Origin of the sequence: Amycolatopsis cihanbeyliensis (genome assembly GCF_006715045.1) — a bacterium.
In the GTDB taxonomy this organism is placed as follows: Bacteria; Actinomycetota; Actinomycetes; order Mycobacteriales; family Pseudonocardiaceae; genus Amycolatopsis; species Amycolatopsis cihanbeyliensis.
This window is the reverse complement of record NZ_VFML01000001.1, coordinates 3,174,784-3,197,814: the sequence shown is the minus strand read 5'-3', so window position 1 is coordinate 3,197,814 and position 23,031 is coordinate 3,174,784. Positions and strand designations below refer to the sequence as shown.

Sequence of the window (23,031 nt, the reverse complement as noted above, 5' to 3'; positions counted from 1 at the left end):
AGTGTCCAACGCAAGGAGAGTGATGTTGGACACTCACGGCCACGGGCTCGGTCAGCTTACTGCGGTTCGACCTCGGTGAGACCCCTCCGACGGTCGGAAACGACGAAGGAGGCTCTGGTCGACGCGGAGGCTTCCGGCTCGGTGACCGTGTCCAGTACGCGGAAGTCGGCGCGGATCCGGTGCCGGTCGATCCGGGTGCGGACGTAGCCTCGCTGGGCGTTGAAGAACTTGATGTGCGGGTTGCGCCGCAGGTTCGGGTTGGTGCTCGGATCGGAGTCCTCGCCGTTGCCGCCCGAGCTGATGGAGGTGGTGACCAACTCGGTGCCGACGGCCGGGCTGTCCGGGTCGGCGTAGTCGGCCTTCAACTCGTTCGCCCAATGCGTGTGCACGTCACCGGTGAGCACCACCGGGTTGCGCACCCGCGCGTCCCGCCAGCCCCGCACCACCCGCTCGCGGGAGCCCTGGTAGCCGTCCCAGGCGTCCATGCTGCGTGCCCCGGAGGCGTTCAGCCGCTGGGCGAAGAACACCTGCTGGCCGAGGATGTCCCAGCGGGCCCTGGAGCGGCGGAAGTTGTGCAGCAGCCAGGCTTCCTGCTCGGGCCCGGTGAGGGTGCGCGCCGGGTCGGCGGCGTCCTCGCACACCTTCCAGCCGTCCCCGCAGGCCTGGTCGTCGCGATGCTGCCGGGTGTCGAGCATGTGGAAGTTGGCCAGCGAGCCCCACTGCACCTGGCGGTAGAGCCGGATGTCCGGCCCGTTCGGCTTGCTGCGGCGGCGCAGCGGCATGTTCTCGTAGTAGGCCTGGAAGGCGTCCGCCCTGCGGCGCATGAAGTCCGGCTGCGGGATGTGCGGCTTCTCGTAGACCTCGTCGGCCCAGTTGTTGTCCACCTCGTGGTCGTCCGGAACGACCAGCCAGGGCGCCACGGCGTGCGCCGCGCGCAGGTCGGCGTCGGTGCGGTACTGGGCGTAACGCTGCCGGTAGTTCGCCAGGGTCTCGGTCTCCGGGCCGCGGTGGTCGCGCACGTTGCCGTCCGGGGAGACGTACACGTCCGGCGCGTACTCGTACATGTAGTCGCCAAGGTGCAGCACCAGGTCGGGTTCGTCGGCGGCCAGGTAGCGGTAGGCGTGGAAGTAGCCGTGCTCGAACTGCGAGCAGGAGGCGAAGCTCATCGCGAGGCCGGAGCCGAAGACGCCGATCGGGGGCGCGGTGCGGGTGCGGCCGACGGCGGAGACGTGCCCGCCGACCCGGAACCGGTAGAAGTACTCCCAGCCGGGCAGCAGCCCGGCGACCTCGGCGTGCACCGCGTAGCCGTGCTCAGGGCCGGTGCGCTCGTGGCCGCGACGCACCACGAGGCGGAAGCGCTCGTCGAGGGCGATCTCCCAGTGCACCTCGACCCGCCTGCGGTTCATCCCGCCGAGGCCGTCCTCGGCCAGCGGCCGGGGCGCGAGGCGGGTCCACAGCACCACGCTGTGCTGGTCCGGGTCACCGGAGGCAACACCGAGGGTGAAAGGGTCGCCGGCGATCCGCTCGCCGGCACCCTGGGCGGCGGCCGTGGAGGTACCGAGCGCGCCGGCCGCGACGGCGGCCGCGCCGACGGCGGCGCCCCCGACCAGGACGTTGCGGCGTGAGGGTCGGGCGGTCGTGGTGGTGTGCTCGCCTGATTCGGGCATGAGGGCTCCCCGCAGTAGTGGAGTCAGTCGGGACCCGCACAGCTTGCGGCAGCGCCGTAGCCGGCATCGCCCCATCAGGTGAGCACCCGGTGAACCTTTACCTCCCCACCCGCGCCCCACCCTCTCTACGTTTAGCGGGCTAACCGCACCGCCGGAGGTGCGTTTAGCGGGCTAACCGTAGTCCCCGGGGTGCGTTTAGCGGGCTAACCGCGGCCGCGCATGATGGACGGGTGCATCCCGCCGACACACTGGCCCGGCACCGGGTCCGGCTGCTTCGCTGGCGGGAGACCGACGTGGACACGCTGTTCCACGTGGTCACCGAGTCGCTGGCCCATCTGCGGCCGTGGATGGCCTGGGCGGCGCCGCCCTACGACCATGCGGCCGCTGCCGACTTCGTCACCCGCGCCCAGGAACGTTGGGCCGGGGGCGAGAGCTATGCCTACGCCATCACCGTCTCGGGCACGACGGTCGGTGCCTGTGGACTGGAACGCCGGATCGGCCCGGGCGCGCTGGAGATCGGCTACTGGCTACACCCGGCCCACACCGGTCACGGCCTGGCCACCGAAGCCGCGGCCGCGCTGGTCGTGCAGGCGTTCGGGCTCCCGGACATCGACCGGGTGCAGATCTGGCACGACCTGGCGAACACGGCCAGCGCGGGTGTGCCACGGAGACTCGGCTTCACCGAGGTGGCCCGGCGTGCGCCGCCGCGCTATCCGCTCGCCCCGGCCGAGGTGGGCGTGGATGTCGTATGGGAACTGACCGCGGAGCAAAACAGCCGGTCAGGGGGCTTGTGCTGACTGGCTTTCGGCAGGTAGGGGGCCTGCTTGCGCGGCTAGCACTCACCTCGCTAGAGTGCTAATTGCACGGCACCACACACGCCCCGGCACCCGCGACGGCGGGGTGGTAGGAGCCGTAAAGAAATTCAGGTACCTGCCAACGCTTTCGACGGACCCGTGGAGGTCAACCCGGTGAGCGTGAACATCAAGCCGCTCGAGGACAAGATCGTTGTCCAGACGAGTGAGGCCGAGGAGACGACGGCTTCCGGTCTCGTTATCCCGGACACCGCAAAGGAAAAGCCCCAGGAGGGCAAGGTCCTGGCCGTCGGCCCGGGCCGGATCGACGACAAGGGCAACCGCGTCCCGGTGGACGTCAAGGAAGGCGACGTCGTCATCTACTCCAAGTACGGCGGCACCGAGGTCAAGTACAACGGTGAGGACTACTTGATCCTGTCCGCCCGCGACGTGCTGGCCGTCATCAACTGACGACCCGCGTGATGCGTCGAACGCCCCGGGCCCCGCATTGCCGGGGGTCGGGGCGTTCATTTGCTCTTCGGTAATAGAGCAGAGAGGTTATTGATGCCCAAGCAGATCAACTTCGACGAGGACTCTCGTCGTGCGCTGGAGCGCGGGGTGAACCAACTGGCCGATGCGGTCAAGGTGACCCTTGGCCCGCGCGGCAGGCACGTCGTGCTCGACAAGAAGTTCGGCGGCCCGACCATCACGCTCGACGGGGTTACGGTCGCCCGTGAAATCGAGCTGGACGACCCGTACGAGGACCTCGGTGCCCAGCTCGCCAAGAGTGTCGCGACCAAGACCAATGACGTCGCCGGGGACGGCACCACCACCGCGACGGTCCTGGCCCAGTCACTGGTGTCGGTCGGCCTGCGCAACGTGGCCGCCGGCGCGAACCCGGCCGCATTGGGTCGGGGCATCGGGGCGGCGGCGGAGAAGGTCGTCGAGATCCTCAAGGACAAGGCGACCCCGGTGAAGGGCCGCGACAACATCGCCCAGGTCGGCACCGTGACCTCCCGGGACGCCAACATCGGCGCGCTGCTCGGCGAGGCCGTGGAGAAGGTCGGCGAGGACGGCGTGATCACCGTGGAGGAGTCCTCCACGCTGGCCACCGAGCTGTCCATCACCGAGGGCGTGCAGTTCGACAAGGGTTTCCTTTCCGCGCACTTCGCCACCAACCCGGAGGAGCAGCGTGCGGTGCTCGAGGACGCCTACGTCCTGCTGCACCGGGAGAAGATCTCCGCCCTGAACGACCTGCTGCCGGTGCTGGAGAAGGTCGTCGAGGCGAAGAAGCCGCTGCTGATCATCGCCGAGGACGTGGAGGGCGAGGCGCTGTCCACCCTGGTGGTGAACTCGCTGAAGAAGACGATCAGCGCGGTGGCGGTCAAGGCCCCGTTCTTCGGCGACCGTCGCAAGGCGTTCATGGACGACCTCGCGGTGGTTACCGGCGGTGAGGTCATCACCACCGAGCTGGGTCGCAAGCTCTCCGAGGCAGGCCTCGAGTCGCTCGGCAGGGCACGGCGCGTCGTGGTCAGCAAGGACGACACCACGATCGTCGACGGTGCGGGCAGCAAGGAGTCGCTGGACGCGCGGGTCGCGCAGCTCCGCAAGGAGATCGACACGACCGACTCCGACTGGGACCGGGAGAAGCTGCAGGAGCGGCTGGCCAAGCTCGCCGGCGGCGTCGCGGTGATCAAGGTCGGTGCGGCCACCGAGACCGAGCTCAACGAGCGCAAGCACCGCATCGAGGACGCGGTGAACTCCACCAAGGCGGCCGTCGAGGAGGGCATCGTGCCCGGCGGCGGTTCGGCGCTGGTGCACGCGGTCAAGGAGCTGGACGGCTTCGCCAGGACGCTGGAAGGCGACGAGGCACTGGGTGCGTTCATCGTCCGGGACGCGCTGAACGCACCGCTGAAGTGGATCGCCACCAACGCCGGCTACGAGGGCGCGGTCATCGTGTCCAAGGTCAAGGAGCAGAACTGGGGGCAGGGCTTCAACGCCGCCACCGGCGAGCTGACCGACCTGATGGCCGCCGGGATCATCGACCCGGTCAAGGTCACTCGCTCCGCGGTCTCCAACGCCGCCTCCATCGCCCGGCTCGTGCTCACCACGGAGGCCTCCGTGGTGGACCGGCCGGAGGAGGCCGAGGAAGGCCAGGGGCACGGGCACAGCCACTGACCCTGCCGGCCACGTACCGCTCGAACGGGGCGGCACCTCCACACCGGAGATGCCGCCCCGTTTCATGTGCCCACCGGCCCGAGCCCGCCCCGACGGGGGCGCGGTTAGCCCGCTAAACGCACCGCACGGGCCCCGCCGAAGTACGTTTCGCGGGCTAACCGCACCGGGCCGGGGGCGGCCGGGGCGCGGTTAGCCCGCTAAACGCGCTGCCGTCAGGCGTTCAGGCCGCCGTCGACGGTGATGGCGGTGCCGTTGATGAAGCGGCCGCCGTCACCCGCCAGGTACGCCACGGTCGCCGCCACATCGGTCGCCTGCGCGTACCGACCGGTCGGGTTGAGGTCGAGCTGCGGTGCGGCGCCTGCTCCGCCGGCCGGGTTCATCTCCGTGTCCGTCGATCCCGGCTGCACCACGGTCGCGGTGATCCCACGCGGGCCGAGCTCCCGTGCCAGCCCCCTGGTGAGTCCGAGCAGCGCGGACTTGCTCGCCGAGTACAGGCTCAGCCCCGGCCAGGGCACCCGCTCCGCGAGGTTGCTACCGGTGCTGATGATCCGGCCGCCCTCGGTCATGTGTGCCACGGCGGCCTTCGTCGCCACCAGCACCGCCCGGACGTGGATCGCCAGCGTGTGGTCGATCTCCTCGACCGACAGTTCCGCCAGTGGCCCGTTCGGGAAGATGCCGGCGTTGTTGACCAGGATGTCGAGACCACCGAACGCGCCGGCGGCGGCGTCCACCGCGGCCGTCACCGCATCGGCGTCGGCGCTGTCCGCCCGGATCGCCAACCCCTTGCGGCCAAACCCCTCGATCCGGGCCACGACCTCCTCCGCGCGTTCCGGCGAGCCGACATAGGTCACCGCCACGTTCGCCCCGTCCTCGGCCAGCCGGGCGGCCACCGCCGCGCCGATCCCGCGGCTTCCCCCGGTCACCAGGGCGCGCTTGCCGTCAAGTGCAGACATCGTCACTCCGTCGTCGCAAATATCTGTATCGTTCGACACATAATTGTGCCGGGTACGATCGGGGGTCAAGGGTTTTTGTGTCGATCGATACGGAAAGTGAGTCATGTCACCTCGAGGCCGTCCACGGGGCTTTGACCGCGAGGCCGCGCTGACCGCGGCGATGCACGTCTTCTGGGAACGCGGGTACGAGGGCACCTCGCTGACGGATCTCACCGCCGCGATGGGGATCGGCTCACCGAGCCTCTACGCCGCGTTCGGCGGCAAGGAGGCGCTCTTCCGGGAGGCGGTCCAGCTCTACGGCCGCACCTTCGGCGACCGCACGGCCGACGCGCTCGGCTCGCAGCCCACCGCCCGCGCGGCGATCGAGGCGATGCTGCGGAACAACGCGACGACCTACACCGACCCCGACCTGCCGCACGGCTGCATGATCGTGCTCTCCGCCACGAACTACACGCCGAGCAACATCGGCGTCCGGGACTACCTCGCCGAGCTGCGCCGGGTCACCCAGGAGGAGATCCGGCGCAGGCTGGACCGCGGGGTCGAGGACGGTGACCTGCCCACCGGTGTGGACACGGCCGCGATGGGCGCGTTCTACAGCACGGTGCTGAACGGCCTTTCCCTTCAGGCGCGGGACGGATACGGCGCGGGCGAGCTCGATGCGGTCATCGATACCGCGATGGCGGCCTGGGACCGGTGCGCCGAGCCGGCTGCCGGACAGTGAGCGGGGGTGGCATCGCCTCCGACGGTGCCACCCCCGCTCGATCCCCTGCCGAAACCCACCCTTCGCCAGGTCAACTACCGGTCAGACTGAGTGACCGCTTCTCGGATCTGATGATGCTTTCGCGTTCCGATTCGGAGAGCCCGCCCCAGATGCCGTAGGGCTCGTGAACGGCGAGCGCGTGACTGCGGCACAACTCCAGCACCGGGCAGGCCTGGCAAATCGCCTTTGCCTTGGCCTCCCGCCGGGCTCTTGCCGGTCCTCGCTCACCGTCCGGATGGAAGAAGGATCCGCTGTCCATCCCCCGGCACGCCCCCTCGAGCTGCCAGTCCCACACATCCGCGTTCGGCCCAGGGAGTCTGCGCGTATCTGCCATCGTGACCGCCTCCGCTGTCCGGCTCCATCAGCGCCGGATCGTGCAGTTGTACTGTGCGACTACTCCATTTGGTGCAACGGGCGTAACGGTAGAACCGCGTCAATACTTGTTCAAGGGATTCCCCGCGATTCAACCGTTAGGCATCCCCCGTCTGTGTGAGCAGCTCAGAAGTGTCGAGAAATCCGCGGTTGCCGCACCCGATTCGGGCCGGGATATTGGACCGAGTGGGATCGGAGTCTGGCTCAGATCACGCAGCCGACAGACGTTCGGCCGTGCGTGCTCCGGCCCGCGCCATGGTTGCCGCCGAGCCCACGCTCCCGGTCGCGTCGGTGGCGAGGCGGCTCGGCGTCGCCCCCTCCACCCTGCGCACCTGGGACCGCCGGTACGGGGTGGGTCCGAGCAAGCACACCGGCGGACGCCACCGCCGGTACGGCGCGGCCGACGTCAACCGGCTCGAACTCATGCAACGCGCGCTGCTCAGCGGCGCGTCCACCGCGGAGGCGGCCCGCTACGCGCTGGAACACCTACCCAAATCCGAGCCCGGGGCCCAGGCCGCAGCCCCCGAGGTGTCCGTGCGTATCGAAGCGACCAACGGCTGCGTGGTGCTGCCCGCCGAATCCCCTGGCGGCACGATCGGACCCGCCCGGCTCGCGCGCAGACTCAGTGCCGCGGCGCTGTCCATGGACACCCACGCCGTGCAGCGCCTGCTTGACGAGGCCGTCGCCGAGTACGGTGCGGTACGCGCGTGGACCGAGGTGATGGACCCGGTGCGGGCCGCGCTGAACGGGAGCTGGCGGTCGGACGGCGCCGGAGCCGAGGCGGAGCACCTGCTCGCCGAGGGGTCGCTCGCCGCGCTGCTGCGCGCGACCCCGGTACCCACCGAGCCACCCAACCAGCGCCCGGTGCTGCTCAGCAGCGTGCCCGAGGACCGGGACGCACTCCCGCTGTACGCGCTCGGCGCCGGGCTGGCCGCCTGGCGCCTGCTCACCCAGTCCTTCGCCGGGCCGCTGTCCGCGGACGTGCTGACCATCGCCGTGCGGCGCAGCCTGCCCGCCGCCGTGGTGCTGTGGGCGCGCCACCGCGAGGCGGCCGATCCTCGGCTGTTCGCGAGGCTGACCCGCGGGCGTCAGCGCAGCAGGCTGTTCGCCTGCGGGCCCGGCTGGGATCCGGTGACGCTGCCCGCGCGGGTGGAGCTGCTCGGCGAGCTGCCGGCCGCCGCCGAGCGGATCCGCTACGTCTTGCTGGGTGGCGGTGCGGCCACTCCATGACCGAACCGGCGGAAACCCCCGAGCAGCGGTTGCGCCGCGCGGCCTTCGGCGACGCACCCGCCATCGACGACCGTGAGCTGGCCGCGGCGGGCAGGGCGGATCCGCGCACCCGGCTGCTGGCCGCGGTGCTACTCGGAGCGCGCGGGCGGTACGCCGCCGCGGCGACCATCCTCGGGGAGCTCGCTCGCGCGGATGATCCGGTCACCGCCGCACTCGCCGCGTCCGCACTGGCCGCACAACGGCGGCAGCTCGGCGGGCATGCCCGTGCGCTCGCGCTGGACGGCACCGCGCTGCTGCGTACCGAGGCCGGCAGGGTGCCCGAGAGCGTCGACCCGGACGGGCTGGACGCCCCCGGCGCCCGTGCCGACGCCCTGCTCGGCCTCGCCGCCGACAACCTCGGCCTCGGCCGGCCCGCGGTGGCCCGCAGGCTGGTCGCCATGGCCGGGTCCGGGCGGCCAGGCTGGCGGGCGAGCGTGCGTTCGGGCTGGGTCCGTGCGGAGATCGAACTGGTTGTGGGGCAGGCACGGGCAGCCGTGCGGCACGCGGAGCCGGCCGCCGAGCTCGCCGGGAACCGCGGCGCGGTCCGGCACGCCATCAAGTCGGACCTCGTGCTCGCCGCGGCCCTCGGCGCCTGCGGTTCGCCCGCGAAACGTAGCCGGGCGGCGGGGCTCGTGGACGCCGCACTGGCGGCGGCTGAGAAGCTGGAGCTGTGGTCGCTGGCATGGCCCGCGGGTCTGCTCGCCGCCGAACTGGACGAGGCTCCGGCCGCGCCGCATCGATCCAGAGTTACTCGCCAGTTGCACGCTGTGTTACGACAGGCAGACGCCGAGGGAAGGAGGCTGGCGCGGGCATCTCCATGGGTGCCGATCTGACGTGTTTCCTGGGTCACACCGCCCATACCGACATCCGAGCGAGGCTTTCTCAAAAAAAGCCACCGGATCGTGTCAAGGTTGGGCCTAAAGCGTCCGATAGGGGATATGGAATGTCACCCGGCTGCAGGAAGGAAACCCCGTGACGACGGTCTTGATCTGCGACGACCGACGCAGTGTCCGCGAAGGGCTCACCCGCGTGATGTCTGCCGTCCCCGGCGTCAGTCGCATCGACTGTGTAGCGCACGGTGACGAGTTGCTCGCCAGGTACTCTCGGCAGCCGGTCGATGTCGTGCTGGTCGGCACCCAGCGCGCGGTACCGACTGGTGTGGAGGCGACCCGCAGGCTGGTCTCCGCCAATCCTCAAGCCAACGTCATCGTCTTCGGCGCTCCGGACGACGCGGGCAGCATCGCCGCCGCCATCGCCGGCGGTGCGCGCGGCTACCTTCGCTGGGACGCCTCGCGTCCCGAACTCGTCGCCGCGCTGGCGCATACCCTCGCCAGCACCTCGGTGCCCGCGCCGCGGCAGCCCTCCGATCCCGGCGTGCAGCTCACCGAACGCGAGCTGCAGGTCCTGCGCGGGATGAGCCAGGGCAAGAGCAATGGCCAGATCGGGCGCGAGCTCTACCTGTCCGAGGACACCGTGAAGACCCACGCCCGCCGGCTGTTCCGCAAGCTGGGCGTGCGGGACCGGGCGCAGGCCGTCGCGCACGGCTTCCGCCGCGGTCTGGTGTCCTGACCAGCGGCGACGGTGCCGTCTCCCTCCCGCCGTGTGGTACCGCCGCACGGCGGGAGGTTCGTGTCGTGTCCGCAGGTACACAAAACCGACATCGACGACTCTTCCGAGTTCGTTGAATTTTCGATGACAGCAGGTACGCTTGCAGTCCTGCGTGAGTCCGAAAGGCGCGCCGGTGGTGACCGTAAGCAGGCGCCGGCAGGTGCGCGCGGTACGGTGGGTGTCACCGGCGTGAGGGATGTTGAACGCCACACGCCGGCCTCTTTGCACGCCTACACGTAACACCGGGACTGTTGTCTGCGATGGCCAATGTGGGGGATGGACTGGACGTTCCAGTCGCCGCCGCTGTCGAGGGTGAGCCTCAGGCAGTGGATCGGTTGCTGGCCGCTATCCGTCCCCTTGTGGTGCGGTACTGCCGCGCCAGAGTCGGTAGGCAGGAACGTTCGTTCGCTTCGGCAGACGATGTCGCGCAGGAGGTGTGTCTCGCGGTGCTCACGGCATTGCCCTCGTACCGTGACCAGGGCCGCCCATTCCTGGCCTTCGTCTACGGCATCGCACAGCACAAGGTGGCCGACGCGCACCGCGCGGCGGCGCGTAACCGCGCCGAGCCGGTCGCCGAGGTACCGGACGAGGTGGAAGGCGGTGTCGGCCCCGAGCAGCGCGCCCTGCAGGGTGAGCTGAACGAGCGGATGGCCCAGCTTCTCGACGTACTGCCGGACAAGCAACGCGAGATCGTGGTGCTGCGAGTGGTGGTCGGGCTGTCCGCCGAGGAGACCGCAGAAGCCGTGGGGTCGACCCCGGGGGCTGTCCGAGTGGCGCAGCACCGGGCTCTTGCGAGGCTCCGCAAGGTGCTGGCCGCTGAGGAGGTGGTCTGAGTGACGGAACGGGAAAACGGGCGTGAGCACGACGAGCGCGAGCCCGCCGCCGCGCGGGACGTCGAGCGGTCCGAGCCCGAGGAGTCCGGTCGACCCTCCCCGCAGGACATCCCGGACATCCCGGACATCACTGCCACCCAGGCCGACGACGCCCTGCTGGACGCGCTCGGCGGCTCGGACCCGAAGGTGGCCGACGGCCTCGGTGACCAGGAGCTGAACGCCCTGCTGCTGGCGTGGCGGCGGGACATCGACAGCGAGCCGCTCGCCGAACTGGTCGACACCGAGACCGCCGTGCGTACCGTGCAAACGGCAGCGCTGGCCAAGCGCAACGGGTCGGGCGGGCGCAGGCGTCGGTTTCTGATCCCGGTCGCGGCGGCCGCGGCCGTGCTCGCCATCGCGTTCACCGGTACCGGGCTCGCGGCACGGGACGCGCAGCCTGGGGACATGCTGTGGGGCCTGACCCAGGTGCTCTACGCCGACCAGGCGAAGTCCATCGAGGCCGCGGCCACGGTGCGACTGGAGCTCGACGAGGCACAGGCCGCCATCACCGCGGGCCGGTACGAGGAGGCCAGGCAGAAGCTCGAGGAGGCCCGGCGGGCGTTGGAGCAGGTGTCCACCTCGGAGGATCGGGAGAAGCTGAACGCCGCGCACCACGCGCTGTCCTTGCAGCTGAACGATCCGCAGGGCGGGTCGGGGGACAACCAGTCGGATCCGCCGCAGCGGACCGGCCAGTCGAAGGACAAGGAGCCTTCGAACAGCCAGCCCGGCTCGTCCGACGGTCCACCCACCTCCTCTCAGCTCGACCCGCGGACCTCGACGCAGCAACCGTCGTCCTCGACCTCCCTGCCGCCGTCGACCACGTCCACGCCCTCCGGTGAAGGCACCGGCAGCGAACCGGGCAGCAGCCCCCGGTTCGACACCTCCGGCGAGGCCAAGGAACCGCAGGACCAGCCCGCCAACTGAGCAACGAACGAGAAAGGGCGCGCGACCCGAGTGGTCGCGCGCCCTTTCTCGTTGCCGTGGTTCAGCGAGCGGTTTCGTTCGCCGTGACGCCGTCGGCGTACCCGCGGCAGTAGTCCCAGCTCACATAGTCGGCGGGATTCGGGTCGAACGCGGGCTCATGCGGGCGCATGAGCCCGTCGGCGAGCAGCTGTTCGAGGCTCGCCCGCAGCAGGTGCCAGTCGTGGTAGTGCGGCTGGTCGCACTCACCACAGTCGACGACGATCCCGCGCACGCCTCGCGGCGCCAGTAGTGCCTGGTAGACGGCGAGGTCGGCGAGGTCAGCCAGTAGCTCGGTGCGCTCGTCGTCGTTGATCGGCTCACCCGGTTCCTCGTCGAGGGCGGCGATCTCCCTGGCCGGGTCGTCCGGGTCGTCGGCGAACGGGTCTGGGGGCAGCACGTCGTGTGGCACGACCTGCACGGTACCGGGCCGGTGGTGGGTGCCGTCCAGTAGCCTGGCCCGAAGCCGCCCCGGCTCGTCGGCGTGTTCCGGACGTCACTCCGGGTGCCACAGGCGTCGAGGTCGCCGGCGAGGCGGATACCATCGGTGACGAGTGCGCCCACTTCACTGCTCCCACGCCGAGGAAGGCCGACCGCCAGCCATGACGAGCGAGTTCTCCACCGCCCGCGCCGTAGCCCCGGACAAGTTCGCCATGGTCGGACTGACCTTCGACGACGTGTTGCTGCTGCCCGCGGAATCGGATGTGCTGCCGAGTTCGGTGGACACCAGCACCCGGCTGTCCCGCAACGTGCGGTTGGGTGTCCCCTTGCTGTCCGCGGCCATGGACACGGTCACCGAGGCGCGGATGGCGATCGCCATGGCGCGCCAGGGCGGCATGGGTGTGCTGCAGCGCAACCTGCCGATCGAGGAGCAGGCGCAGGCGGTCGAGGTGGTCAAGCGGTCCGAGGCCGGGATGGTGACCGACCCGGTGACCTGCTCACCGGAGGACACGCTGGCCGAGGTGGACGCGCTGTGCGCGCGGTTCCGCATCTCCGGGGTTCCGGTCACCGACGCCGCGGGCACCCTTGTGGGCATCATCACCAACCGGGACATGCGCTTCGAGGTGGACCACAGCAAGCCGGTGCACGAGGTGATGACCCCGGCACCACTGGTCACCGCCCAGGTCGGGGTGACCGCGGACGCGGCGCTCGGCCTGCTCCGCAGGCACAAGATCGAGAAGCTGCCGATCGTCGACGGCGCGGGCAAGTTGCGCGGTCTGATCACCGTCAAGGACTTCGTCAAGACCGAGCAATACCCGAACGCCACCAAGGACACCGACGGCAGGCTGCTGGTCGGTGCCGCGGTCGGTGTCGGCGCGGACGGGCATCAGCGGGCGATGGCGCTGGCCGACGCCGGGGTGGACGTGCTGATGGTGGACACCGCGCACGGGCACTCGCGGGCCGTGGTGGACACCGTCGCCACGTTGAAGAAGGAACTCGGCGACACGGTGGACGTGGTCGGCGGCAACATCGCGACCAGGGCCGGGGCACAGGCGCTGGTGGACGCGGGAGCGGACGGGGTCAAGGTCGGCGTCGGGCCGGGCTCGATCTGCACCACCCGGATCGTCGCCGGGGTCGGTGTTCCGCAGATCTCCGCGATCTACGAGGCGGACCAGGCCTGCCGGCCGGCGGGGGTACCGGTGATCGGCGACGGCGGTATCCAGTACTCCGGGGACATCGCCAAGGCGCTCGCCGCGGGCGCCTCCGCGGTGATGCTCGGCAGCCTGCTCGCCGGGACCGCCGAGGCGCCGGGCGATCTGATCCTGGTCAACGGCAAGCAGTTCAAGACCTATCGGGGAATGGGCTCGCTGGGTGCGATGCAGTCCCGTGGCGAGGTGAAGTCGTACTCCAAGGACCGCTACGCGCAGGACGACGTGCTGTCCGAGGACAAGCTGGTGCCGGAGGGCATCGAGGGCCGGATCCCGTTCCGGGGGCCGCTGGCCAACGTGGTGCACCAGCTCGTCGGCGGGCTGCGCTCGGGAATGGGTTACGCGGGTGCGACCAGCATCGCCGAGTTGCAGGATGCGCAGCTCGTCCGGATCACCGCGGCCGGTCTGAAGGAGAGCCACCCGCACGACATCACGATGACCGTGGAGGCTCCGAACTACACCACCCGCTGACCGGGCCGGTGCCCGGCGCGGAGGGCGAGGTGGCTACCGTGGCCCGGTCCGGTAGCACGGCGGCGAGAGGGGACTTCACGTGCGGGACCTGGTCGAGATCGGCATGGGACGCACCGCGCGGCGGGCGTACGGCTTCGACGACGTCGAGATCGTGCCCTCCCGGCGTACGCGCTCGTCGAAGGTGGTGTCCACCTCGTGGCAGATCGACGCCTACCGCTTCGAGTTGCCGCTGGTGACCCACCCGACCGACGCCGTGGTGTCTCCTGGCACGGCGGTGGCCTTCGGTGAGCTCGGCGGGCTCGGTGTGCTGAACGCCGAGGGCCTGTGGGCGCGGCAGGCGAACACGGAGGAGGTGCTGCACCGCCTCGTACGGACCGCGCGGGAGGCGGAGGACCCGGGTGAGCTGGTCCGCCTGCTGCAGGAGCTGCATTCCGCGCCGATCAGGATGGACCTGCTCAGCGAGGCGATCCGCACCGTGCGCGAGTCCGGGGTCACGGTGGCTGCCAGGGTCAGCCCGCAGCATGCCGCCGAGCTCACCCCCGACCTGCTCGCGGCCGGGGTGGAGATCCTCGTCGTGCAGGGCACCATCGTGTCCGCCGAGCACGTGGGGCCGGACGGGGGCGAGGACGGCGAGCCGCTGAACCTCAAGGAGTTCATCTCCGATCTTGAGGTGCCGGTGATCGCGGGCGGGGTCAGTGACTACCGCACCGCCATGCACCTGATGCGCACCGGCGCGGCGGGTGTGATCGTCGGGCACGGCTACACCCCGGGCGTGACCAGCACCGACCGGGTGCTCGGCATCGGCGTGCCGATGGCCACCGCGGTCATCGACGCGGCGGCCGCGCGTCGCGACTACCTGGACGAGACCGGCGGGCGCTACGTGCATGTGCTCGCGGACGGCGGCATGCAGTTCTCCGGGGACATCGCCAAGGCCATCGCCTGCGGTGCCGACGCGGTGATGCTCGGCGCGCCGTTGACCGCCGCCACCGAGGCCCCCGGCCAGGGGCTGTACTGGACGGCGGCCGCCGCGCATCCCTCGCTGCCCCGCTCGCAGGTCGCCCCCGGCGCCGAGCACTCCGTCGATCTGAAGACGCTGTTGTACGGGTCCTCCTCGGATGCCGAGGGCGCGGTCAACCTGTTCGGCGCACTGCGGCGCGCGCTGGCCAAGACCGGCTACTCCGATCTCAAGGAGTTCCAGAAGGTCGGTCTCAACCTCCGCGGCTGACCGCCCGCGCACTACGGTTAGCCCGCTAAACGCACTTCCCGGGGCACGCCTCGCCCCTCATCTCCGCACGCCCCCGCACGTCACGCTGAGCGGCTCGCCCGCGCCCGGGGACTACGGTTAGCCCGCTAAACGCACCGTCGGGCGCCGCGCTGGCTACGGTTAGCCCGCTAAACGCACTTCGGGGGCGGGTGAACTGGCGGGTAACTTACTACTGGTCAGGCGGGGGTCGGCGGGTTACGCTTTACCTGTGACTGCGCGTAACACCACCGAGTATGACTACGACGTCATCGTGGTGGGCTCCGGGTTCGGTGGCAGCGTCGCCGCGCTCCGGCTCACCGAGAAGGGATACCGGGTCGCGGTGATCGAGGCGGGCCGCCGCTTCGCCGACGACGAGTTCGCCAAGACCTCATGGGACCTGCGCAACTACCTCTGGGCGCCGCGCCTCGGTTGCTACGGCATCCAGCGGATCCACCTGCTCAAGGACGTGATGATCCTGGCCGGTGCCGGGGTCGGCGGCGGATCGCTGGTCTACGCCAACACGCTCTACCGGCCGCTCGAGCCGTTCTACACCGACCGCCAGTGGGCGCACATCACCGACTGGCGGTCCGAGCTCGAGTCGCACTACGACCAGGCGACCCGGATGCTCGGCGTGGTCACCAACCCGAGTGTCACTCCCGCCGACCACGTGATGCGCAAGGTCGCCGCCGATATGGGTGTGGCCGACTCCTACCACCCCACCCCCGTCGGCGTGTACTTCGGGCCGCCGGGGGAGCGGGTCGAGGATCCCTACTTCGGTGGCGCCGGGCCCGCCCGCACCGGCTGCACCGAGTGCGGAGCCTGCATGACCGGCTGCCGGGTCGGGGCGAAGAACACCCTGATGAAGAACTACCTGTACCTGGCCGAGCGGCTCGGCGCGAAGATCATCCCGCTGACCACGGTGGCCGCGCTGCGCCCACGCGGAGACACCGCCTTCGAGGTGGACATCCGCAAGACCGGCACCACCTCCCGACACTTCACGCACACCCTCACCGCGGGCCAGGTCGTGCTGGCCGCCGGCACCTGGGGTACCCAGACCCTGCTGCACCGGATGCGTGACACCGGCGCGTTGCCCCGCCTCTCCCCACGGCTGGGCGAGCTCACCCGCACCAACTCCGAGGCGATCATCGGCTCCGGCCGGTTCACCGTGGACCCCGAGCGGGACTTCAGCACCGGCGTCGCGATCACCTCGTCCATCCACCCGGACGAGATCACACACATCGAACCGGTCCGCTACGGCAAGGGCAGCAACGCGATGAGCATGTTGCAGACCATCGCCACCGACGGCGCCGCGCAGACCCCTCGCTGGTTGCAGGCGCTGCGGTTCATGTTCCGGCACCCGGTGCAGACCGCCCGGCTGCTGAACGGCTACCGGTGGAGCGAGCGGACCATGATCCTGCTGGTGATGCAGAGCCTGGACAACTCGATCACCACCTACACCAGGCGCGGCTGGTTCGGCCGCCGGTACACCTCCAAGCAGGGCCACGGCGAGCCGAACCCCACCTTCATCGCCGCCGGGCACGAGGCCAACCTGCGCACCGCCGAGCACATCGACGGTGTCGCGGGCGGTACGTGGGGCGAGATCTTCAACATCCCGCTCACCGCGCACTTCATCGGTGGTGCCCCGATCGCGACCGACGCCGGGCAGGGCGTGATCGACCCGTACCACCGGGTGTTCAACTACCCGAACCTGTCCGTGGTGGACGGCGCGGCCATCACCGCGAACCTCGGGGTGAACCCCTCGCTGACCATCACCGCGCAGGCCGAACGTGCCTTCGCGCTGTGGCCGAACAAGGGGGAGGACGACCCCCGCCCGGCGCAGGGCGAGGGTTACCGGCGGTTGGATCCGGTCCCGCCGCGGCAGCCGGCCGTGCCGGCCGAGGCGCCCGGCGCGCTGCGGCTGCCGATCGCGGAGGTCACAACTCGATCCCGGCCAGCACCGTGACCCGCTCCTCGGTCAGGTCCCGCATCGCGGGCAGCACACCCTCCCGGCCGGCGCCGGAACGCTTCACCCCGCCGTAGGGCATCTGGTCGGCCCGGTAGGACGGCACGTCGCCGATCACCACGCCGCCGACCTCGAGCTCGGCCGAGGCGCGGAACGCCAGCCGCACGTCGGTGGTGAAGACCCCGGCCTGCAGGCCGAAGGCGGAGGCGTTCACCGCGGCGAAGGCCTGGTCCGCGTCGTCCACCACGCTCACCGCGAGCACCGGGCCGAACACCTCCTCGGCCCACACCTTCGCGGAGGAGGGCACCCCGGTGAGCAGGGTCGGCTCCACGGTCGCCCCGTCCCGGCCACCGCCGGCCAGCACGGTGGCCCCGGCCGTCACGGCCTCGTCCACCCAGGACACGATTCGTTCCGCCGTGGCCTCGTCCACCACCGGCCCCACGGACACCTCGGCGTCGTAGGGGTCGCCGGTGCGCTGTGCCCGCACGGCGTCCAGCAGTTTCGGCAGGAACTCCTCGGAGATCGAGCGTTCCACGATCACCCGCTGCACCGCGATACAGGACTGGCCGGCCTGGTAGTTGCCGAAGGTGGCGATCCGCTGCGCGGCCCCGTCCAGGTCCGGCCAGTCACCGAGTACCACGGCCGCCGCGTTGCCACCCAGCTCCAGCACCACGTGCTTGCGCGGGGCACGGTCCATCAGCGACCAGCCCACCGGCCCGGAACCGGTGAACGACACCACCGGCAACCGCGGGTCGGTGACCAGTGCGGTGGTGGCCTCGAGCTCGACCGGCAGCACGGAGAACGCACCCTCCGGCAGATCGGTCTCGGCGAGCAGTTCGCCGAGCACCAGCGCCGACAGCGGGGTGCGCGGGGCGGGCTTGACGATGATCGGCGCCCCCACCGCCAGCGCGGGGGCCACCTTGTGGGCGACCAGGTTGAGCGGGAAGTTGAACGGGGCGATCCCGAGCACCGGGCCGCGGGGCACCCGCCGCACCAGCGCCATCCTGCCCTCGCCGGCCGGGTCGGTGTCCAGGCGCTGCAGTTCGCCCGCGAAACGTCGTGCCTCCTCGGCCGCGATCCGGAACACCGACACCGCGCGCGTCACCTCGGCTTCGGCCCACCGCAGCGGTTTGCCGTTCTCCGCCGTGATGATCTCCGCGATCTCCTCGGCACGGGCGGCCAGCCCGCGCGAGACGTGCTCCAGTGCCTCCGCCCGCCGGTGCGCGGGCAGGCGGCGCAACCGGGTGGCGGCCGAGACGGCACCTTCCACGGCGCGCTCGACCTGCTCCTGACCGGGTACGGCCACGGTGGCCACCTCGCTGCCGTCGAACGGGTGGGTGACGACCAGCGTGTCCGCCCCCTGCTCGGCACGGCCGGCGATCCAGGCGGCACGCGGTTCGGGTGTGATGGTGTCCATACCAGCACGGTATTCGGCGCGAGTGGCGTGCGCATGAACGCCCCGCGCCTCTTACCGGCTGATCTGCGCGCTATCGCGGTCGCGTACACAGCGCGCGACAACCCATCGGAACTCTCGTTCATGTGTCCGGAGCGGACCTGCGACGATGGTGTCACCCGTTCGCACGAGACAGGAGGTCCGCGGTGGCACAAGGCCCCGTGCTGGTGGTCGACTTCGGGGCGCAGTACGCGCAGCTGATCGCGCGCCGCGTTCGCGAGGCGCAGGTGTATTCCGAGGTCGTCCCGCATACCGCCACCGCGGCGGAGCTGCTGGCAAGGGACCCGGCGGCGATCATCCTCTCCGGCGGGCCGGCCAGCGTGTACGCCGAAGGTGCCCCGGCCATGGACCCTGCCCTGGTCGAGGCGGGGGTGCCGGTGTTCGGCATCTGTTACGGGCACCAACTGCTCATCCGCGCGCTCGGCGGGGACGTCGAGCACACCGGCGGCCGCGAGTACGGCCGGACCGAGGTGCAGATCAGCGGCACGGGCGGGGTGCTGCACCGCGAGCTGCCCGGCAGGCACCCGGTGTGGATGAGCCACGGGGACAGCGTGACCACACCGCCCGAGGGCGCGGTCGTCACGGCGACCACCGACGTGTCCCCGGTCGCCGGGTTCGAGGACACCGCCCGCCGCTTCGCGGGCGTGCAGTACCACCCGGAGGTCGCGCACTCCCCGCACGGCCAGGAGGTACTGCGCCGGTTCCTGCGGGACATCGCGGGCATCCGTCCGCAGTGGACCACCGCGTCCATCGTGGACGACCAGGTGGCCGCGATCAGGGCGCGGGTCGGCGAGGCGCACGCCATCTGCGGCCTGTCCGGCGGGGTCGACTCCGCGGTGGCGGCCGCGCTGGTGCAGCGTGCCATCGGCGACCGGCTGACCTGCGTGTTCGTCGACCACGGGCTGCTGAGGGCAGGGGAGCGCACCCAGGTCGAGCGCGACTTCGTGGCGGCCACCGGGGTCAACCTGGTGACCGTGGACGCGCGGGAGCGGTTCCTGGACGCGCTGGCCGGGGTCAGCGACCCCGAGGAGAAACGCAAGATCATCGGCAGGGAGTTCATCCGGGTCTTCGAGCAGGCCGAACGCGACCTCAAGGCCAGGGGCGACTACCGCTTCCTGGTGCAGGGCACCCTCTACCCGGACGTGGTGGAGTCCGGCGGTGGCACCGGCGCGGCCAACATCAAGAGCCACCACAACGTCGGCGGCCTGCCCGAGGACCTGCAGTTCGACCTGGTCGAGCCGCTGCGGCTGCTGTTCAAGGACGAGGTCCGCCGGGTCGGCCTCGAACTGGGTCTACCGGAGACCATCGTGCACCGCCAACCGTTCCCCGGGCCGGGGCTCGGCATCCGGATCATCGGCGAGGTCACCGCGAACCGGCTGGAGACGCTGCGCGCCGCGGACGCGATCGCCCGCGAGGAACTCACCTCCGCCGGCCTGGACAGCGACATCTGGCAGTGTCCCGTGGTGTTGCTCGCCGAGGTGCGCAGTGTCGGCGTGCAGGGTGACGGCCGCACCTACGGTCACCCGGTGGTGCTGCGCCCCGTTTCCAGTGAAGATGCCATGACGGCGGACTGGACCCGGCTACCCTACGACGTGCTCGAGCGTATCTCGACCCGGATCACCAACGAGGTGAGCGAGGTGAACCGGGTGGCGCTGGATGTCACCAGCAAGCCGCCGGGCACCATCGAGTGGGAGTAGGAACGAGCCCGTCTGGGGGAGCACAACAATGTGGATCGTCGGTGTCCTGCTGGTCGTCGCGGCGGTGGCGGGTTTCTTCTTCATGCGACACACCAAGAGCGAGCTGCACGCGATGATCGGCACCGAGACGCTGACGATTCCGCAGCTCGAGGACCTGCGGAAGGTGTCCGACGAACTCGGCGCGAGCGGCGGCTTCCGCAAGGTCGCCGAGGTGGTCGGCGCGGCCCATCCCCGCCCCGAAGGGCTGCTGACCTCGGAGGTCAGCAAGACCGAGTGCGTCTGGTACCGCTACCGGATCGACCGGCAGTACGAGACGGTCGAGTACCGCGACGGCAAGCGCTACCGCCGCAAGCGCACCGAGAAGGTCGCCGAGCACACCTCCCACGAGGGCTACGCCCTGATCGACGAGCAGGGCAGGACCATCGGCGTGGACCCGAACGGCACCGGTCCGGACGGGACCGAGCAGACCGTGAACCGGTTCGAGCCGCACCACGGTGGATCGGGTTCGGTGGAGGTGTTCGGCTTCCGGCTGCCGGACTTCGTCACCGGCGGCAACAACGGTTCCACCATCGGCTTCGACTACAAGGAGTGGGTCATCCGCCCCGGCCGCAGGCTGTACGTCCTCGGCGAGGTGCACGACAGGATCGGCCCGCTGGTGATCGCCAAGCCGGAGGGCGAGGGGCACTTCATCGTCTCCACTCGCACCGAGGAGGAGTTGCGGGACGACCGGGTCACCCGGCACCGGTTCCTCGCCGTCGGTGTCATCGTCGCCACCCTGGCCGGGCTGGCCCTGATCGTCGCCGACCTGATCGGCTGACCGGCGGGCGGTCACCCGGCACGGCGGCCTGACATGATGCCGCCATGGACGAAGCGGAACTCACCGAGCAGGTGCGCGCGTTGCGCGCGAACGGCAGCTCGCCGAAGGAGATCGCCCACGCCCTCGGGGTTCCGAGAGCCAGGGTGGTGCCGGTCGTGCGGCGGCTCGCGGCGCAGGACGAGACGCCGATCGGCGAACGCGAGGTCGCCGGCTGCTGGGTCAGCCCCGGCTGGCAGGAAGGGCTGACCTTCGAGCCCCGGCCGGACTGGCCGGACGGGACCCCCGCAGGGGGGACCACCGGACTGGTCGGCGTACTGGTGGCTCGTACCCTGCGGCGCCACCGGGTCTCCGCCTGCGGCTTCCTGGTCGACGTCTACTGCCTCGGCGTGAAGAACGTGATCCCGGCGCGGGAGATGGACCAGCACGCGCTGCCCGCGTTCGTCGACGCCTTCTTCGAGAACTTCGCGGCCGAACCGGTGCGGGCGCCGCTGGAGCTGGCCCAGCACCTGGTGTTCGGCGCGGTGGAGTACGCGCGGGGACTCGGTTTCGAGCCGCACGAGGAGTTCGCGGCGGCCGCCGAGCATCTGGGGCCGTGGACCGGTCCGGGCCCGATCGGGTTCGGCAAGGAGGGCGTACCGGTCTATGTCCCCGGGCCGCACGACGATCCCGCGGCCGCCTACCGGACCCTGGAGAACGCGGTGGGCCCCGGCAACTTCGAGTTCGCCGCCGGCGCCACGCCCTAACGTCCCCTGCCGCGCAGCGAGGACACCAGCATCAGCACGCCGACCAGCACCGCGCCCCCGGCCAGCACCCAGCGCAGGTCCGCGGCGGGTAGCCAGCTCGCCCCGTCGGAAAGGACGTAGCCGGAGACCAGCAGGGTGGCGATCCCCGCGATCAGGGTGGACCAGTCCACCCCGCGCCGGGCGGCGCGGTTGTCGGTCTCGAACTCAGCCACGGAGCACCTCCACACTTCCCACCGAGGAACTCACGTCCAGGGTGATGTTCGCACCGCCGGGACCGCCGTCATCGCCGAGGTCTTCGCCCTCGACCGGGCCGGTGTCCAGGCCGCTGCGCTCGCTGCCGAGGCAGTTGGCCGAGCCTGCCGTGGTGGAGCAGGTGTAGGTGACGTCCGCGTCCGCCGGTACGTACACGGTGCCGGTTCCGGCGCCGGTGGCCACCGTGGTGCTCACCTCGGCGTCGGCCGGTAGCTGCCGCAGGTCGAGGTCGATCGTGCCCACGGACGTCCGGTACTCCGGAAGCACCGCCTCGGCGGTGGTCGGAGTGGCCTTGATCGGGCCGAAGCTGCCGCGGAACGGGTCGTTCGGTAACGAGGTCAGCAGCAGACCCGCGATGGAAAGCGGGACCGCCAGCCAGACCAGGCCCCGGCCGCCGTGGACGAACGCCCCGGTGACCATCCCGATCCCGAGTACGCCCAGCATCAGCCCGAGCACGTGCGCCGGGGTGAACCAGCCGCCCTCGTTGGCGGCCAGCGTGGCGCCGACCGCACCCACGATCAGCGTGAGCCCGAAGGTGGCCACCCCGATCCTGGACTTCCGCCCGCGCGGCTCGGGTGGCTCGGCCGGCTCGGTGGGTCGCGGGGGCTCGGGGTTCGGATCGGGCAGGTCCCAGGCCAGTGGCGCGGCGCCGAGCGGGTCCCAACCGGGTGCGGTGGCCTGCGCGGACAGCGGTACGGCGAACGCCGTGCCGCCCGGACCCTCCTGGTACGCGAGGGCGGCGACCGGCCGGCGCAGGTGTCCCCGGCCGCGGTGCAGCAGGTAGACCGCGGCGACCAGCAGCGCCAGCCCGATCAGCCCGCCGCCGTCCAGCCAGCCGGTTCCGGTCAGCGCCCAGCTCGCGCTGAGGAACACCGCCACGCACAGCACCACGGTCAACCCCTTGGACGTCGAGCTGTGCCCGCGCCCGAGCAGCCCCTCGGCTGGCGCGACCTCGTCGCTCTCGTCCGGGAAGAACAGCCAGCCGAGCAGGTAGAGCAGGACGCCGGAACCGCCGAAGACGGTGGCGGTGACCAACGCGACCCGCACCACGACCGGATCGACGCCGTACCTGTTGCCGACGGCAGCGGCCACCCCGGCGACCTTCCGCCCGCGATGCGGGCGCCGTGGCCTGCTCGCCCAGAAGTCCTTCACCGTGTGTTCGAACCCGCCGGAAGGCGGACCCGACGCATTCGTTGCTGTCGCGCCACTCATACCGCCCAGGATGCGCGTTCGGCCCGCGGGGCACATCGGGGAAGACCCCTGAGGTTGCGGATCGGGGCTTTCCCTGATGAAAAGCCGCTCCGGCCGTGTGA

At 70.9% G+C, this 23,031-nt stretch carries 22 protein-coding genes; 15 read left to right on the top strand and 7 right to left on the bottom strand.

What is annotated here, in order from left to right:
• Nucleotides 1–56 precede the first annotated feature (56 nt).
• Entirely contained in the window at nt 57–1,667 is a 1,611-nt protein-coding gene (locus FB471_RS14205) for an alkaline phosphatase D family protein (RefSeq protein WP_141998583.1), read from the bottom strand.
• A 230-nt stretch (nt 1,668–1,897) separates the two neighbouring features.
• On the opposite strand from FB471_RS14205, the gene FB471_RS14200 reads away from it, so the two are divergent.
• The 3 genes from FB471_RS14200 (at nt 1,898) to groL (ending at nt 4,636) form a co-directional block, all read left to right on the top strand.
• Nucleotides 1,898–2,464: a GNAT family N-acetyltransferase gene (locus FB471_RS14200; protein ID WP_141998581.1), complete on the top strand. Its 567-nt coding sequence runs from the start codon at nt 1,898–1,900 to the stop codon at nt 2,462–2,464.
• Nucleotides 2,465–2,635: 171 nt separating this feature from the next.
• Complete coding sequence (gene groES, locus FB471_RS14195) at nt 2,636–2,929, top strand: co-chaperone GroES (RefSeq protein WP_026360373.1); 294 nt, start codon at nt 2,636–2,638, stop codon at nt 2,927–2,929.
• A 93-nt stretch (nt 2,930–3,022) separates the two neighbouring features.
• The gene (groL, locus tag FB471_RS14190; RefSeq protein WP_141998579.1) at nt 3,023–4,636 is read left to right on the top strand and encodes a chaperonin GroEL; all 1,614 of its coding nucleotides are present in this window, start codon (nt 3,023–3,025) and stop codon (nt 4,634–4,636) included.
• A gap of 212 nt (nt 4,637–4,848) precedes the next feature.
• On the opposite strand, the gene FB471_RS14185 is transcribed toward groL, so the two are convergent.
• Nucleotides 4,849–5,589, bottom strand: coding sequence for an SDR family NAD(P)-dependent oxidoreductase (locus FB471_RS14185; RefSeq protein WP_141998577.1), 741 nt, complete (start codon nt 5,587–5,589; stop codon nt 4,849–4,851).
• Between the two features lie 103 nt (nt 5,590–5,692).
• On the opposite strand from FB471_RS14185, the gene FB471_RS14180 reads away from it, so the two are divergent.
• Complete coding sequence (locus tag FB471_RS14180; protein WP_141998575.1) at nt 5,693–6,310, top strand: TetR/AcrR family transcriptional regulator; 618 nt, start codon at nt 5,693–5,695, stop codon at nt 6,308–6,310.
• 70 nt (nt 6,311–6,380) lie between these two features.
• Here FB471_RS14180 and FB471_RS14175 read toward each other — a convergent pair whose 3' ends face one another.
• Nucleotides 6,381–6,683, bottom strand: coding sequence for a WhiB family transcriptional regulator (locus tag FB471_RS14175; protein ID WP_141998573.1), 303 nt, complete (start codon nt 6,681–6,683; stop codon nt 6,381–6,383).
• A 293-nt stretch (nt 6,684–6,976) separates the two neighbouring features.
• Here FB471_RS14175 and FB471_RS14170 point away from each other — a divergent pair, with 293 nt between their 5' ends.
• From FB471_RS14170 to FB471_RS14150, 5 genes are all read left to right on the top strand, one after another.
• Nucleotides 6,977–7,951 carry a MerR family transcriptional regulator gene (locus tag FB471_RS14170; protein WP_142001925.1) on the top strand — a complete coding sequence of 325 codons (975 nt, stop codon included), beginning with the start codon at nt 6,977–6,979 and terminating at the stop codon, nt 7,949–7,951.
• Nucleotides 7,948–8,823, top strand: coding sequence for a hypothetical protein (locus tag FB471_RS14165; protein ID WP_141998571.1), 876 nt, complete (start codon nt 7,948–7,950; stop codon nt 8,821–8,823). The genes FB471_RS14170 and FB471_RS14165 overlap by 4 nt, the downstream gene beginning before the upstream one ends.
• Before the next feature lie 139 nt (nt 8,824–8,962).
• Nucleotides 8,963–9,559, top strand: a complete 597-nt coding sequence (locus FB471_RS14160) for a response regulator transcription factor (protein ID WP_003073605.1) — start codon at nt 8,963–8,965, stop codon at nt 9,557–9,559.
• A gap of 299 nt (nt 9,560–9,858) precedes the next feature.
• Entirely contained in the window at nt 9,859–10,431 is a 573-nt protein-coding gene (locus FB471_RS14155) for a sigma-70 family RNA polymerase sigma factor (protein ID WP_141998569.1), read from the top strand.
• Nucleotides 10,432–11,394, top strand: a complete 963-nt coding sequence (locus FB471_RS14150; protein ID WP_246076402.1) for an anti-sigma-D factor RsdA — start codon at nt 10,432–10,434, stop codon at nt 11,392–11,394. It abuts the gene before it with no gap.
• 61 nt (nt 11,395–11,455) lie between these two features.
• On the opposite strand, the gene FB471_RS14145 is transcribed toward FB471_RS14150, so the two are convergent.
• Complete coding sequence (locus FB471_RS14145) at nt 11,456–11,851, bottom strand: DUF5319 domain-containing protein (RefSeq protein ID WP_170220808.1); 396 nt, start codon at nt 11,849–11,851, stop codon at nt 11,456–11,458.
• A 181-nt stretch (nt 11,852–12,032) separates the two neighbouring features.
• On the opposite strand from FB471_RS14145, the gene guaB reads away from it, so the two are divergent.
• The 3 genes from guaB (at nt 12,033) to FB471_RS14130 (ending at nt 16,756) form a co-directional block, all read left to right on the top strand.
• Nucleotides 12,033–13,550 carry an IMP dehydrogenase gene (gene guaB, locus FB471_RS14140; RefSeq protein ID WP_141998565.1) on the top strand — a complete coding sequence of 506 codons (1,518 nt, stop codon included), beginning with the start codon at nt 12,033–12,035 and terminating at the stop codon, nt 13,548–13,550.
• Between the two features lie 79 nt (nt 13,551–13,629).
• Nucleotides 13,630–14,775: a GuaB3 family IMP dehydrogenase-related protein gene (locus FB471_RS14135; RefSeq protein WP_141998563.1), complete on the top strand. Its 1,146-nt coding sequence runs from the start codon at nt 13,630–13,632 to the stop codon at nt 14,773–14,775.
• Nucleotides 14,776–15,022: 247 nt separating this feature from the next.
• A complete protein-coding gene (locus FB471_RS14130) occupies nt 15,023–16,756 on the top strand; it encodes a GMC family oxidoreductase N-terminal domain-containing protein (protein ID WP_141998561.1) in 1,734 nt (577 codons plus the stop codon).
• On the opposite strand, the gene FB471_RS14125 is transcribed toward FB471_RS14130, so the two are convergent.
• Nucleotides 16,728–18,173, bottom strand: a complete 1,446-nt coding sequence (locus tag FB471_RS14125; RefSeq protein ID WP_141998559.1) for an aldehyde dehydrogenase family protein — start codon at nt 18,171–18,173, stop codon at nt 16,728–16,730. The genes FB471_RS14130 and FB471_RS14125 overlap by 29 nt on opposite strands.
• A 182-nt stretch (nt 18,174–18,355) precedes the next feature.
• Here FB471_RS14125 and guaA point away from each other — a divergent pair, with 182 nt between their 5' ends.
• From guaA to FB471_RS14110, 3 genes are read left to right on the top strand one after another with little or no spacing between them, the layout of a single operon-like run.
• On the top strand, nt 18,356–19,906 hold the full coding sequence (guaA, locus tag FB471_RS14120) for a glutamine-hydrolyzing GMP synthase (RefSeq protein WP_141998557.1): 1,551 nt from the start codon (nt 18,356–18,358) through the stop codon (nt 19,904–19,906).
• A 28-nt stretch (nt 19,907–19,934) separates the two neighbouring features.
• A complete protein-coding gene (locus FB471_RS14115) occupies nt 19,935–20,723 on the top strand; it encodes an E3 ubiquitin ligase family protein (RefSeq protein ID WP_141998555.1) in 789 nt (262 codons plus the stop codon).
• 44 nt (nt 20,724–20,767) lie between these two features.
• Nucleotides 20,768–21,466, top strand: coding sequence for a helix-turn-helix domain-containing protein (locus FB471_RS14110; protein WP_141998553.1), 699 nt, complete (start codon nt 20,768–20,770; stop codon nt 21,464–21,466).
• On the opposite strand, the gene FB471_RS14105 is transcribed toward FB471_RS14110, so the two are convergent.
• Nucleotides 21,463–21,678, bottom strand: a complete 216-nt coding sequence (locus tag FB471_RS14105; protein WP_211358032.1) for a hypothetical protein — start codon at nt 21,676–21,678, stop codon at nt 21,463–21,465. The genes FB471_RS14110 and FB471_RS14105 overlap by 4 nt on opposite strands.
• A complete protein-coding gene (locus FB471_RS14100) occupies nt 21,671–22,930 on the bottom strand; it encodes a PspC domain-containing protein (RefSeq protein WP_246076401.1) in 1,260 nt (419 codons plus the stop codon). Before FB471_RS14100 ends, FB471_RS14105 begins: the two co-directional genes overlap by 8 nt.
• Between the last annotated feature and the right edge of the window lie 101 nt (nt 22,931–23,031).

Coding starts and splice junctions, on each gene's coding strand:
- FB471_RS14205 (WP_141998583.1), bottom strand. CDS start 1,667: ATGCCCGAATCAGGCGAGCACACCACCACGACCGCCCGACCCTCACGC.
- groL (WP_141998579.1), top strand. CDS start 3,023: ATGCCCAAGCAGATCAACTTCGACGAGGACTCTCGTCGTGCGCTGGAG.
- FB471_RS14185 (WP_141998577.1), bottom strand. CDS start 5,589: ATGTCTGCACTTGACGGCAAGCGCGCCCTGGTGACCGGGGGAAGCCGC.
- FB471_RS14180 (WP_141998575.1), top strand. CDS start 5,693: ATGTCACCTCGAGGCCGTCCACGGGGCTTTGACCGCGAGGCCGCGCTG.
- FB471_RS14175 (WP_141998573.1), bottom strand. CDS start 6,683: ATGGCAGATACGCGCAGACTCCCTGGGCCGAACGCGGATGTGTGGGAC.
- FB471_RS14170 (WP_142001925.1), top strand. CDS start 6,977: ATGGTTGCCGCCGAGCCCACGCTCCCGGTCGCGTCGGTGGCGAGGCGG.
- FB471_RS14165 (WP_141998571.1), top strand. CDS start 7,948: ATGACCGAACCGGCGGAAACCCCCGAGCAGCGGTTGCGCCGCGCGGCC.
- FB471_RS14155 (WP_141998569.1), top strand. CDS start 9,859: ATGGCCAATGTGGGGGATGGACTGGACGTTCCAGTCGCCGCCGCTGTC.
- guaB (WP_141998565.1), top strand. CDS start 12,033: ATGACGAGCGAGTTCTCCACCGCCCGCGCCGTAGCCCCGGACAAGTTC.
- FB471_RS14125 (WP_141998559.1), bottom strand. CDS start 18,173: ATGGACACCATCACACCCGAACCGCGTGCCGCCTGGATCGCCGGCCGT.
- FB471_RS14115 (WP_141998555.1), top strand. CDS start 19,935: ATGTGGATCGTCGGTGTCCTGCTGGTCGTCGCGGCGGTGGCGGGTTTC.
- FB471_RS14110 (WP_141998553.1), top strand. CDS start 20,768: ATGGACGAAGCGGAACTCACCGAGCAGGTGCGCGCGTTGCGCGCGAAC.
- FB471_RS14100 (WP_246076401.1), bottom strand. CDS start 22,930: ATGAGTGGCGCGACAGCAACGAATGCGTCGGGTCCGCCTTCCGGCGGG.